Source organism: Risungbinella massiliensis (assembly GCF_000942395.1).
GTDB classification, from domain to species: Bacteria; Bacillota; Bacilli; order Thermoactinomycetales; family Thermoactinomycetaceae; genus Risungbinella; species Risungbinella massiliensis.
Map to the genome: position 1 here is coordinate 246,883 of NZ_LN812102.1, position 13,132 is coordinate 260,014.

The following is a 13,132-nucleotide window of genomic DNA, read 5'->3' on the forward strand; positions in this document are numbered from 1 at the left end:
ATATCGATGTCTGGATGGACCAAATCAGAAAGGGACGGTAATTATATGAGTATCGAAAACACATGGATAACCGTAGATCACTATCTCACTAATCTTCTAATACCATCTGATCCTGTACTAGATAAAGCTCTGCAAGCCAACAAAGATGCTGGTTTACCTGAAATAGACGTTGCACCAAACCAAGGAAAGCTACTGTATCTATTAGCACGTATTCAAGGAGTACGGAGCATTCTGGAGATTGGGACACTGGGGGGATACAGTACTATTTGGCTAGCTCGTGCCCTACCACAAGATGGGCGATTAATCAGTTTAGAATTAGATCCCAAACATGCAAAAGTGGCTCAGTCTAATATAGATCGGGCAAGATTATCAGAAAAAGTAGAAATACGAGTGGGAACAGCTTTGGAATCCTTGGAAAAGTTAGCAAAAGAAGAAACAGAACCTTTTGACATGATATTTATTGATGCTGATAAACCTAATAATCCTCATTACTTTGAGTGGGCACTAAAATTATCACGTCGTGGGAGCCTGATCATCGTCGATAATGTTGTACGCAATGGTGTAGTCGCTGATGAATCTAGTACAGATCCAAGCGTTCAAGGTGTACGAAGCTTCTTGGAGATGGCTGCGGCTGAACCACGTGTTAGCGCCACGGCGATCCAGACTGTAGGCAGCAAAGGGTACGATGGCTTTTCCATTTTGCTTGTAACAGACGGACAGTAATAGATATTCGTTGCTGGTACATGGAAGTAGAACTAGACTTCCGATTTAGTTTCGTTAACAGTTGTGTAATCTGTAACAATTTTGGAAAACTCTCAATACTGGAATGAATATTCAAGAAAGCCCACTCTTTGCTGAAGAAGAGTGGGCTTTCTATGTCATTTAAAGTTAGTCTTCCAATTGGACAAACTCATCTGGGTTGATACGGATATACGTACTAATTTCGTTTTATGGTTTGTGTAACACTATTGTGATACTTTTTGAAGAGCTTCGCACGGATGTTCGAATACCCATCCAATTCCTTATCATCCAACGATTCAAGTAACTGCGTTACATCGTCACCAAGGTTATACCTTTCATCATGAGTATAACTTTTTCATATTGATATAGAAATACCCATTCTATGTGGAACAATCGTTTGCCACTCATACAGATTATTAGATTTTTTGGGAGATAGAATTTAGGAACTCTATGCTCTTTTGATTACAATGACCTGTTAGTTCAGCATGATAATGGGAGCTATTTGGATTCGTGAAACCATGTTCTGCATTCAATGTGATTACCTCTACGCTATCTTTCTTCTTTAATTGGTCAACTAAAACGGAGACTTGGAATGAAGCCTCTTGTTCTGGAAAAAACAATAAACAAGGACATACTGGATCTAGACCTATGTAATCACGTATACGAGACCCATAAAAACAAATCATTCCATCAATCATTGGTGTTTTGGAACTTGCAATCCATGCTGTCGTAGCACCTACACTAAATCCTACAATATAAAGATGTTGATAAGAACTACGGATTTGTTGTATATGATCTAGAACAATGGTTGTCGAATGTTGAAAACCGACATTTTGCATAAAGGATCCATATGCTTCTTTTTCTTGTTCTATTGGAAAAGGTGACTCTTGAGAGAGGAAATTCGGACAGTACACATCCATTCCTTGCTCAAAGAACATGTTGCAAACCGCTTCCATATGTTCATTTAACCCGTATATTTCATGTAATACTAATACCGCTGTATCTGTATATTGATGTAATTGTTGAATCATGTTCTTTCCCTTTCTACTCTGCTAAAAAACCCAGTTGCCTTTCCGTAATATTGCTTCTCTAGTTCCATCATGTAACTCCCCATCCACATCTAAATCAGCAGATCCAATCATAAAATCTATATGGATCAAGCTTTTGTTCCCTCCACAGGATATCAGCTCTTCGTCAGATAACTTGCTGCCGTTTACCAAATTAGTTGGGTAACATCCACCAATCGCAAGGTGACAGGAAGCATTCTCATCAATAAGCGTGTTATAGAAAACACGATTCAGTTTCGAGATCGGCGAGTCATGCGGTACTAATGCGATCTCACCTAGATATCTACTACCTTCATCTGTGTTTAATAAAGCAGAAAGATGTTCCATTCCTTCTGCCGCTTCATGAGCCACAATTTTTCCATTCTCAAAAGTGAATGAAAACTGATTGATCAATTGACCACTAATATTTAACGGCATCGTACTTCTTACTGTACCGTTGACTCCCGTTCGCTTAGGCATCGTGAATACTTCTTCTGTTGGCATGTTTCCCACAAATTGAACGCCTTTTTCATTCTTGTCATTTCCACCTAGCCAAACGTGTCCCACTGGTAATTCGACGGTTAGATCCGTTCCAGGAGCCGTATAATAGAGCTTCCTATATTGCTTTTGATTCAAAAATTCTATTCTGTTTTTTAATTGATGGATATGGTCTGCCCATGCTATGGTTGGACTTACTTCCTCGATTCGATTAAATTGTAAAATAGCTTCCCACATTGCCACCATCCGTTCGTTTTCAGGTAGATCGGAAAATACCTTATCCGACCAAGCTTTCGTAGGAGCGCTAATAATGCACCAGCTGATTTTATTATTCCGGATCGCTTGAAGGTACGAGTCTCTTTTCATTGCCATTGCCTTAGTAGCTCTCGATATCAATGTGGTTGAAATACCTTCCGTTAGATCTGGATTGGGTGCCATGATACTGAGTACTGCTCCGTCGTTTTCAACAAATCGTTCCCACATACCCGCTAACCAGGATGGATAATAATCAAACGAGTTATCTCGTGCTTGTTCAAATCGACTGCGAGTTATTTTGTCATCTTGCCACTCAACATGAACATATTTAGCACCTGCCTCATATGCTTTTTTCACCAAAACACGTGTAAATTCAACTGTTTCCAAAGGGGCATCGATGAGGAAATCTTGACCCGGTTGCAGGTTCACTCCTACTTTCAGAACGGTTTCTGCATATTTTTCAAGTTTACTTTGAAATACATTCATCGTTCATTACTCCTCATAGTCAAATGATTTTTATACGGTTTTCCTAACTTATGAAGCTTCATTATTTTCGCAAATAAAAGAAAGGACATGATCGAATGATCATGTGCCTACGGTATTATTTTTCCCCTAATAACAGTTCATAACTATAAAATTCTTCATCTTTCACATAACCTTGACTTTCATATAATCGTTGTGCAGACAGATTGGATTGGGCTGTTTGTAAACTAAGAGATTTCGCACCTGTAGCAATAGCATATTCTTTTGCTTTTTCCATCAGTTTTGTAGCGATGCCCTGACCTCTTGATCCTGATGATACAAACAAATCATTGAGAATCCATGTGTGTTGCATCGAAACCGAAGAAAAACTTGGATAAAGTTGGGTAAATCCAAGATATTCCCCCTCTGCTACTGCCACAAATAAGACAGAATCTTGTCTGATCAAACGCTCTAAAAGAAATTGTTGTGCACCAGGAAGATCGCTTGGCTGTTCATAGAATACTCGATACTGATCAAACAAAGGTGCTACCCCTTTCAGATCAGCTTGTGTTGCTTGGTAAACTATCATATGTTTGCCTCCTATGTACCTAATAAAATAAGCCCTAACATCAGAACTAGAACGATGATGACCACCATCAAACAAGAGAAAAATCCTTTCCAAGCAGAAAAATGATGTACTTCTGCAATCGCATGACAAAGGATCGCAACAGTCCAAATGGACAAGATCACTTCTATCACTGCTAGAAGGAAGAATACTATTCTCAGGATTGTACTACTTTCCATAGTTGGCATATCGGTAGTGAACATTTCGCTGCCAAATAGGACAAGATAAGGGATCCAGATTAATCCTAATAAAACTTTGGAGAGTGTTGCCCAGGAATATGCTTGTACTGTATTCCAATAAGAACCTTTTCCTTTTAACAACTTAGCACCGGCAAATATAACAGCAGGAATAAGAAAAACCAGGAGAAATCCACTTATCAGTCCAACTCCGATGGAATATCCTATAACTTCTCCTATTGATCTGATATCGCCCATGTTTTTCATAGAAGCACGGTCTAACGTATAAAAGACGTTCGCAATTAATGGTAAAACAAACCACCAGGCCGTCCGACGCTGCAATGCTTGATGAATGGTTTTCTTAGGTTGTAGCCAAATCGTTTTCCATGGTCGAAAAGTGGTAGATTCCAATCAGACACCTCATTTAAATTCAAAATGAAAATAACTTAGTAAATTATATCCTTTTTTCTTTTAAATTTACAGATACCATCGTTATTCAAAAAAAAATGTTGCATTTTTCATAGAGAAAACTTTCTTATTGATATAACATAAAAAACGGCAGCAAGTGATGCCACCGTTAAATCATTATCGTTTTTCTACCGTTACTCTTGCTAACATTTCTGGTACCTTTTCTTTTTGTACGTATCCTGTCTGTAACTCTAATGCATTGAGCGTACCTAATGAAGATCCATATGCTAAAACCTCCACAGGTGGTAGATTTTTTTCTAAAGCTATTGCAAATCCTGCCATAGTAGAATCTCCTGATCCAACTGGGTTGATCGTTTCTATGCTAGGTACTGTCACTCGGTAGATGTCCCCTTCTACCATAGCGATAGCTCCATCTTTTCCTAGTGAAACCACTATATAGGGAATATCATATGAAGCAATCTGATTCAGTGCGTGTATAATCTCTTCTTCTGATCGAATCATGCGGCCCACCCATGCTGATAGCTCATCTATGTTCGGCTTTATTAGAAATGGTTTTGTAGCGAGTGCGAATTCAAAGGAAGCTCCACTAGTATCTAACAAGAAACGCTTCTGATATCGATGCGCCATCTCGATTAGTTGTCCATAAAAATCGGTTGGAAGTCCTTTAGGTAAACTACCAGATGCTACTACTACCTCTACTTGTGCAAGTAGCTCTTCATATTTTCCTAGAAATGTTTCAAGTTCATCAATAGTAATGATCGGACCACTTTCCAAAATCTCCGTTTGCTTGTCATCGTGGAGAATTGCAATGCAGTTTCGAGTCTCTCCCTGAATTCCTACAAAATCATGAGTAATCTCAGATTGATCTAACTGCTGGCGAATTAGATTCCCGTTGGCCCCTCCAAGTAATCCAGTTGCAAGAGCTTTTCCATTCACGCAGTGGATTACTCTCGTGACATTGAGCCCCTTGCCACCAGCTGTTTTTTGGATTTCCTGACAACGATTTACTTGGTCTAGTTGGAAATCAGGAATGCGGTAACTCACATCAACCGCAGGATTTAGTGTAACAGTCAAGATCATAGTCAAGCTTTCCCATCACTCATGCACATACGGATCTTCTCTGCTACGACTGCTTTCATCGCTGCCTTAGCAGGTGCCATGTATTTTCGTGGATCGTTCGCTTCTGGATTCTCTACCAAGAAATTTCGGAGTGCTTCTGAAAAGGGAATCTTCAATTCCGTGGCAATATTTACTTTGGTACATCCAAGTGAAATGGACCGACGTACATCCTCCGCTGGAATTCCAGACGCTCCATGAAGTACCAATGGAAAGCCCTCCAGTTGCTCCCGAATCTCTTTCAAACGATCAAAATCTAATTTTGGCTCCGATTTGTAGAGTCCATGTGCAGTACCAATCGCGACTGCAAGTGAATCAATCCCAGTACGCTCTACAAATTCTTTTGCGGATGCTGGATCAGTAAAGAAGGAATCTTTCTCATCTACGACGAGATCATCTTCTTGACCCCCAAGTCGTCCTAGTTCTGCTTCTACAGTTGCCCCGTACTGATGAGCAAGTTCTACGACTTCCTTTACGATTGCGATGTTCTCTTCAAAGTTATGATGAGAGGCATCGATCATAACCGATTTTGCCCCAAGATCAAGAGATTCTTTGATTGCTTCTATCGTTTCATGGTGATCTAGATGTAGTGCAATAGGGATGTCGTGGCGTTTGGCTGCTACTTCCACCATAGCTTGCACATAATCACGTCCACTATAAGAGAAGGTTCCGGGAGTAGCAGCTAAGATCACAGGCGAGCGAAGTTCTGCTGCCGTTTCCACTACCACTTGCACAGTCTCTAAGTTGTGAATATTAAAAGCTGGTACCGCATAACCTTCTTGATACGCTTTAAGTAACATTTCTTTCGTGTTTACTATCTTTGGTTCTGTCACTAACATCGATTATTGCCCCCTCTGTAAGGTCGTCCCTAGTGTGATTCGTCTAAAAATGCCTACTTCGTACGCTTATAAAGGGTTATCATGTGTTTCATCATATCTTTGAGGAGCATTGCGTTCATGAGGTGATCTTGTGCGTGGATCATCAACAGACCAATCTCATTCTCTTGCCCTTGGGCTTCTGCATGCAGTAGATCCGTTTGAGCACGGTGAGCTTTTAGTAAAGCCTCTTCTGCTTCTTTCACTAACTCTTCTACTTGATCGTAATCGCCTTTTTCTGCTTCGTTTAATGCAGAAAGTAACTTGGAACGTGCATCGCCTGCAAATGCAACAATTTCAAATGCAACCATGGCAAGTTCTTCTCTATTCATCTCGTTTCTCTCCTCTAAATTGATAACATTACTCGTCTGGATATCCGCCGTTATCCCATTTTTCTAGGTACTCGTCAAACAGGTTTTCATCCCCAATTTGAGTCTCATCTATCTGAATAGCATCTATTTTGGCAATCAAGGCATCGCGTTCTGCTGTTGGCTTATACTGGGTTTCAAGGAACACATCCACAATACTCTCAATGAGACCAATCCCAGTAATTCGCCCTCCAAATGAGATAACGTTGGCATTGAGTTCTTCTTTTGCATAGCGTGCTGTCTCTACATCTCGAACTAGTGCGGCCCGAATTCCTTTTACTTTATTAGCACTATTAGAGATGCCGACTCCCGTGCCACAAAGCACAATCCCGAGGTCTGCTTCCCCTTGCACCACTTTTTCTGCTGTTTTTTTCCCAAAGATCGGATAGTGCGTTCGTTTATTGTCATACGTTCCATTATCGATTACTTCATGTCCTTTTCCTTGAAGATATCCCACCAAGTAATCTTTCAGCTCTGTTACAATGTGGTCACACCCAATCGAAATTCTCATTTCATCGCCCTCCTTGTTAGCACATTCTGTTTAACATATCGACGCGAATTTGGTGTCGTCCACCAGAATACTCTGCTTCCAAAAAGGCTTGAACGATCTTTTCTGCCAATCGATTTCCAATCAAACCGGAGCCAATCGTAATCATGGAGGAGTTATTATGGTCACGAGTCATTTGAGCTGAGTGTTCATCTGATACCTCTGCACATACGATGCCTTTGTGCTTGGCTGCTACCATGAAAGAACCTGCACCGTATTCATCAATCGCAATACCCCGATTTACTGTCCCAGACTGAACTGCTTTTGCAACGAGACTGGCTGCATCGACAAAGTCCAGCTCATCAGTCGGTGTCTGGTCGATAACTTCAAATCCTAGTTGGATGATAAAAGCTTTTAAATGTTCTTTTAACACAAAACCAGCTTGGTCTGCTCCAATCGCAACTTTCATATTTCTCCTCCTCATTAAACCGTTAGCAGTTCAGTGTATTTCGTAATCTGCGCTCCCGTAATCGTATCAGGTCTGGCATCCGAGATAAGTGCATTCACATGATGGAGAGAGTAAAAAGCGTAAAGAGCTTGTTTCCCGATCTTACTTTCATCACACAAAATATACTTAGCTAGTGCATTATCCAAGATAATTTGCTGTGCCAGACCTTCTTCCTCGTTCGCCGTCGTTACCATTCCATGATAGACTCCATTGGTTCCGATAAATGCCTTGTTCACTTTGATCTTTCGCAAAGATTCATTGGCAAAAGTCCCGATAAAGGATCCAGTTCTCTCGCGATACCTGCCGCCCATCAGAATCAACTCAAATCTCTCGTCGCCTTGAAAACGCTGGAAAACGGTAAGAGAATTGGTCACTACTGTTGCACGTCTCAGCCGAATGTAGGAATAAATTAATTCATTGGTCGTACCTGGACCAATGAAAACGGTATCATTTTCTTCGACTAAAGAGGCAGCTCGCTTAGCAATCTTACTTTTCTCTTCCATATGAAGCGTTAATTTTTCTTGGTGGGAAAGTTCTTCTATTTCTTCTTCTCCGACTCGCTGTGCCCCACCATGTACGCGATGTAACACCCCTTCTTCTTCCAATGAAGAAAGATCCCGGCGAACCGTCATCTTTGTTACACCCAATCGATCGGCTAGTTCGGCAATTTTCAGGTATCTTTCTTGTTTTAATAGCTCCAGTATGATGCGATGGCGTTCTTCCTTTAACATGAACCTCCCCCGCAAACTTGTATTTTTATGTTTAATTTTGTCGTAATTTGTTTCTTTTTGACGATACAAATGTAACATGTAAACGCTTTCTTGTAAATATGATTGAGTTTATTTTTAATATTGGAAGGAATAAATAGAAGCAAAACATAAAAACCTACTTTACTCATCGGATTTATTTGTTTATATTTATATTAAGGAATTTATTTCTAAACATTTTAGGGGAGGTACCACAGTGAATGTATTCTATTTAATTGTAAATATTGTTGTGTTCTTATTTGTCCTTCTTGGATTGTTCTATATGCAAAAAAAGCATATTTCCTTCTCTAAACGTGTTTTCACTGCTTTAGGACTAGGAATTATCCTTGGATTTGCTTTGCAATTTAGTTATGGTGCAAAATCGGAAATAATTAAATCAACCATTGATTGGTTTAATATTGTAGGAAAAGGCTATGTCAGCCTGTTGCAAATGTTGGTAATACCACTTGTCTTTATCTCCATTCTTTCTGCTTTTACTAAATCAAAACTATCTAAGAATACAGGGAAAGTCAGCGCCCTGATTATCGCTGTGTTATTAATTACCACCGCTATTTCAGCAGCTGTTGGGATTGGGGCTGCATTGGGCTTTGATCTGAAAGCAATTGACATTAGTACAACAGATGTAGAACTGGATAGAGGAAAAGAAATCCAAGAAACATTTGGTGAAATAGAGGATCAAACATTCCCACAAAAAATGTTAGAGTTACTTCCAGCTAATCCATTCTTAGACTTTACAGGGGCTCGTTCCACTTCCACTATTGCAGTCGTAATCTTTGCAGCTATTTTAGGAACTGCTTTTCTAGGAGTACAAAAGAAAAACAAAGAGCATGCTGATCTATTTGCAAAAGCGGTAGATGTACTCTACTCTATCGTCATGCGCATGGTCACGATTATCCTACGGCTTACTCCATATGGTGTATTAGCGATCATGATCAAAGCGGTCGCCACAACTGATTTGGATTCTGTCGTAAAATTAGGGAAGTTCGTCGTCGCATCCTACATTGCATTGATTGTGATGTTTATCATTCATCTGTTAATCTTGATGATCGCTGGACTAAATCCTATTACTTATATTAAAAAAATCATGCCTGTCCTTACCTTTGCCTTCACATCTCGTTCTAGTGCTGGAACCTTGCCTCTCAACGTGGATACACAAACGAAACGTTTGGGAGTTCCTGAAGGGATCGCCAACTTGGCAGGTTCACTAGGACTGTCTATCGGACAAAACGGTTGTGCTGGGATATATCCTGCTATGCTAGCCATCATGATCGCACCAACCGTTGGGATTGATCCATTAAGCCCTTCCTTCATTCTGTCTCTTATCGCAATTGTAGCGATCAGTTCATTTGGTGTCGCAGGAGTTGGGGGTGGAGCAACCTTTGCCGCGATCTTAGTCTTGTCCGCTCTAGACCTTCCTGTTGCGTTAGCTGGGTTGCTCATCTCTGTCGAACCGTTAATTGACATGGGACGTACCGCACTAAACGTAAGTGGAAGCATGGTATCAGGTGTTATTACGAGCCGTGTAACCAAAGAACTCGATGCGGATGCTTACAACGCTGAGTCTCAAGAAGTTATAGCAGAACAATCTGCAACCGTATAATTGGTTAATGAAAACAAACCCGTTATCTTGTATATGATAACGGGTTTGTTTATTAGGATGAAAAGAACATCGGCCGATTTTGAAGCTATCTCTCTAATAAATGGAAAAATGACTTGAGAACCACATGGGAATGCCACGTTTATATTTTCCTGATCGGTAATTGCCAATTTGAATACACTTCAAGGGTTTACTTATTTTGTCCGCGGCCTACGCTTTTCAAGCATGATGGAGTCGCAAGTGTTCATCTTCCTGTATAACCAATGATTTGGGTTTTCAATATATGCATCCGTAAGTCATTTTGGTGTTTATTGAACAGATCCTACCAAATTTGGCTTCGCTACCTCTCCCCCGTATGGGTTCGCCGACGGCGCCGACCGTGGACTCAGTCCCGGGACACAATTTCCAAAGCAATGGGGGCTGCCGAGTCGAGTTCGATAGCGAACCCTTTGCCCCTATCTTCATCCTCCTCGTCTGTCTCCTCCGATTGATTAACGTGGAGCACGACGAGCGTCGTATGCGGGCGGGGAAGCCAACCGATGTCCGCCAGAGGGTCGTGGTGGATGACGTCGACGACATGTACGAGCGTCTCTGGGATGCCAACGAGACAGGTGTCTCCAGGTACCAGATGTTGGGGCTCAGGATCAGTGTGGAACAGCCCCAACAACCACTCGTACGAATTCGGGTCGGTTGGGAACACCACCTGTCCGTTCCATCCGTACTTTGAGTCGGGATCGATCTCGCCCCATGGCCAGTCGATGGTCACATAGAAGCTCGAGACCTCTGCAACCAGTGCGGTGGTCGGTGGGCAAGTCACTCGCAGTACGTCCCCCACCCGATAGTCTTGTTGGGGGATCCCTTCACTAACTGCCTTTCTCTCCAAAGGCGCTCCTCCACATAGTTATTCTAATTTCAAAAAAACCTCCCTGAAAAGTCCGCAATGGCCAAAGAACGAATATCACTTTTTTGAAAGACTTTACAGCAAAAGCATTACCTTTTTTTCATAAGGCTTATCGTAGTAGCGCCCTGTCGTTAGTTGTTCAATGTAGGGGCGAATCAGATCGGCCTGAGTAGAGTGAAAGGATTCTTCACCGTATCGTTGGATCCATTTCTGCTGCAGCTCCACAATACGGATATCCTGTTTCAGTGCGATCTTGAAAAAAGGAGTAATGACCAGTTTCTTTATAAAGTTTGGAACAATTCCCCGTTTGACGGTAACGATGGCATAGATATCTTGAACCGATTCGGAAGTGAGGCGGGTGACCGCTGTGATCATCATGGATAAACCCTTTTTAGAGCGATATTCAATTTGGGCGATACCCGGCATAAAAAATCTCCCGTAACTCGTCTGGCGATCGCGTTCAAGCAGTTGGGAAATCAAGCCTGCCTGCTTTGATTCTCCGCTGTATTCAATCTCAACGCTGTCGCGGTAAGCGGTAAGTTTGGCGTTAACTTTCTGCCGGTTCTTGTCTGTGCGTATAAGTCCAGCATGGATATAGTGTGTATGCGTCGCATCCAGGAAATTTTCTACTGTGTTAAGTAGATTCCCTTTTACAGAGGTGCGCCAGATAAATGAATACAGGGAGGGATCATTTAGAAAGGACAAATCAAAAGGCTGATTGGTTTCGGAATCAGGAAGATCTTCGTCTATCACTTCTGTCGTGGCGTCGATATCTTCGGACAGTCTGACCCAAATAAAACCATCTTGTTGTCTGACCGGCACAGCCGTCGTGCTTGTATGTGTTCCATGTGTATATTCACAAAGACCCGGTACGCGTTGGCATACTCCTTCGCTGTCAAACTCCCAGCCATGGTAAGGGCAGACTAGCATATCCTCTTTCACCCAACCTGCAGATAAAGGAACATTCCGGTGCGGACAACGATCCACTAACGCATGAACTCCCTGCTCCGTTCGAAACAGAACAATCGGTTTATCGAGCACTGTAACTCCTAAAGGCTTACGTCCCAGCTCGCTATCTTGGCAGGCCACGAGCCAATGGTTTCTCATCACTTTTTTCATATGTACGTAATGGTGCTTCATAGTTGATACTTCCTCATGATTGGAGCTCCCAATTTATTTAGTAGTGAACTTAAAAATGTCCAGACCATCTTTCTGGAAGCTGGCAAATGTCTAGCATAGACAGCACTGTATTCAATCGCGGGCTTTCCGCCACGGAGTCGTTTAAAGTTGGCGGCCCCCGAGCTTAAATGAAGCAACTGGCCTCGCTCTGCTGCTTCCTGCAAAACGATTGACATTAGCATCCGGTACAGACCCATCTGCTGCGGAAGTGTTGTTTCGTAACCGACAAGCGGCACTGTTATCACATCTCCTCTGATAAAACAGCCAACAATGCCTTGTAGGATACCGTCCCCATCTCGAAGCCCTCTCATCTGGAGCAACTTTTGTTTGTGTGCGTTTTCGATATATGCCGTCGTAAACTGCGGATTTATAGGGGAGTATTTATCAATATAGAGAAGGTCGTAAAGCTCTTTGATCCTCAGATAATCATCTGGATGAATCTCATCGTGTCCGACGATAGTAAACGGGGCTTTTTCCAACAACTTGCGATCCCACACATTATTTTGTTTTCGCAAATAAGCGGGTGCTCTACCATCGAAAAAATATACTTGCCTGCTTGGGACCATCATATAATCCAAACGGAGCAAATTATGGATCATCTCCGCATTCGTCACATTATTTAATGAACGAAAAATTAGGGCATAATCCGAAAATTCTTCTGTTAAGCAGTTTGTTATATGTTCAAGTTCTTCTCTTTCAATCGGTTCATATAAATTGGTAGATAGAAGCCAGTTGTTAAGGTGAACATTTTGATCAATTTTTGCCTTTTTTAGCAATGGTGAAATTGAGCCAATTACAGCGCCCAGTCCTTTTTGCAGAAAACGGCTTCGTAACAAATACAATTCCTCAAGAGCATAGCGGATATAGGTTGAATATGGTGAACACACATATGAATTATCATACTCCGAAACATTAATGGTGATTGGTAGGAGGTGTTTGCCTGCTCGCAACAGTTGAACATCAGTCTGCACATTGCGGACATACACCTCAGCCCCTTCCCTAATAAGCGGCAAAGTATATGCTGTTTCCATCCTCCACCGATCCTCATGATGCAATGTTTGCAAATCGGGATGGTCATTTCCGATTCTTTCCATCTTCATTT

Annotated in this window: 15 protein-coding genes; 2 read left to right on the top strand and 13 right to left on the bottom strand. The window is 41.7% G+C overall.

What is annotated here, in order from left to right:
* Positions 1-45 precede the first annotated feature (45 nt).
* Positions 46-723, top strand: a complete 678-nt coding sequence (locus tag VJ09_RS01655; protein ID WP_044639971.1) for an O-methyltransferase — start codon at positions 46-48, stop codon at positions 721-723.
* Positions 724-1,157: 434 nt separating this feature from the next.
* Here the strand turns inward: VJ09_RS01655 and VJ09_RS01660 are convergent, their stop codons facing one another.
* The 10 genes from VJ09_RS01660 to VJ09_RS01705 all read right to left on the bottom strand — a co-directional run bounded on the left by VJ09_RS01660 (position 1,158) and on the right by VJ09_RS01705 (position 8,317).
* Positions 1,158-1,772, bottom strand: a complete 615-nt coding sequence (locus tag VJ09_RS01660) for a dienelactone hydrolase family protein (protein WP_044639972.1) — start codon at positions 1,770-1,772, stop codon at positions 1,158-1,160.
* 21 nt (positions 1,773-1,793) lie between these two features.
* Entirely contained in the window at positions 1,794-3,026 is a 1,233-nt protein-coding gene (locus VJ09_RS01665; RefSeq protein ID WP_044639973.1) for an aminopeptidase, read from the bottom strand.
* Between the two features lie 115 nt (positions 3,027-3,141).
* Entirely contained in the window at positions 3,142-3,591 is a 450-nt protein-coding gene (locus tag VJ09_RS01670) for a GNAT family N-acetyltransferase (RefSeq protein ID WP_044639974.1), read from the bottom strand.
* 11 nt (positions 3,592-3,602) lie between these two features.
* On the bottom strand, positions 3,603-4,214 hold the full coding sequence (locus VJ09_RS01675; RefSeq protein ID WP_044639975.1) for a Yip1 family protein: 612 nt from the start codon (positions 4,212-4,214) through the stop codon (positions 3,603-3,605).
* A gap of 174 nt (positions 4,215-4,388) precedes the next feature.
* Complete coding sequence (locus VJ09_RS01680) at positions 4,389-5,312, bottom strand: 1-phosphofructokinase family hexose kinase (RefSeq protein ID WP_044639976.1); 924 nt, start codon at positions 5,310-5,312, stop codon at positions 4,389-4,391.
* 2 nt (positions 5,313-5,314) lie between these two features.
* Positions 5,315-6,187 (bottom strand): tagatose bisphosphate family class II aldolase, encoded by an 873-nt coding sequence (locus VJ09_RS01685; RefSeq protein ID WP_044639977.1) that lies wholly within the window; start codon positions 6,185-6,187, stop codon positions 5,315-5,317.
* 53 nt (positions 6,188-6,240) lie between these two features.
* Complete coding sequence (locus tag VJ09_RS01690) at positions 6,241-6,555, bottom strand: PTS sugar transporter subunit IIA (RefSeq protein ID WP_044639978.1); 315 nt, start codon at positions 6,553-6,555, stop codon at positions 6,241-6,243.
* 28 nt (positions 6,556-6,583) lie between these two features.
* Positions 6,584-7,102, bottom strand: a complete 519-nt coding sequence (gene lacB, locus VJ09_RS01695) for a galactose-6-phosphate isomerase subunit LacB (protein WP_044639979.1) — start codon at positions 7,100-7,102, stop codon at positions 6,584-6,586.
* Between the two features lie 16 nt (positions 7,103-7,118).
* On the bottom strand, positions 7,119-7,547 hold the full coding sequence (lacA, locus tag VJ09_RS01700; protein ID WP_044639980.1) for a galactose-6-phosphate isomerase subunit LacA: 429 nt from the start codon (positions 7,545-7,547) through the stop codon (positions 7,119-7,121).
* Between the two features lie 14 nt (positions 7,548-7,561).
* Positions 7,562-8,317 (bottom strand): DeoR/GlpR family DNA-binding transcription regulator, encoded by a 756-nt coding sequence (locus tag VJ09_RS01705; protein ID WP_044639981.1) that lies wholly within the window; start codon positions 8,315-8,317, stop codon positions 7,562-7,564.
* A gap of 232 nt (positions 8,318-8,549) precedes the next feature.
* On the opposite strand from VJ09_RS01705, the gene VJ09_RS01710 reads away from it, so the two are divergent.
* Positions 8,550-9,953: an L-cystine transporter gene (locus VJ09_RS01710; protein WP_044639982.1), complete on the top strand. Its 1,404-nt coding sequence runs from the start codon at positions 8,550-8,552 to the stop codon at positions 9,951-9,953.
* 382 nt (positions 9,954-10,335) lie between these two features.
* Here VJ09_RS01710 and VJ09_RS01715 read toward each other — a convergent pair whose 3' ends face one another.
* The 3 genes from VJ09_RS01715 to VJ09_RS01725 form a co-directional block, all read right to left on the bottom strand.
* Positions 10,336-10,833, bottom strand: a complete 498-nt coding sequence (locus VJ09_RS01715) for a hypothetical protein (RefSeq protein ID WP_052807163.1) — start codon at positions 10,831-10,833, stop codon at positions 10,336-10,338.
* Between the two features lie 93 nt (positions 10,834-10,926).
* A complete protein-coding gene (locus tag VJ09_RS01720; protein ID WP_044639983.1) occupies positions 10,927-11,991 on the bottom strand; it encodes an aromatic ring-hydroxylating oxygenase subunit alpha in 1,065 nt (354 codons plus the stop codon).
* Positions 11,988-13,130: a GNAT family N-acetyltransferase gene (locus tag VJ09_RS01725; RefSeq protein ID WP_052807164.1), complete on the bottom strand. Its 1,143-nt coding sequence runs from the start codon at positions 13,128-13,130 to the stop codon at positions 11,988-11,990. The genes VJ09_RS01720 and VJ09_RS01725 overlap by 4 nt, the downstream gene beginning before the upstream one ends.
* Positions 13,131-13,132: the final 2 nt, after the last annotated feature.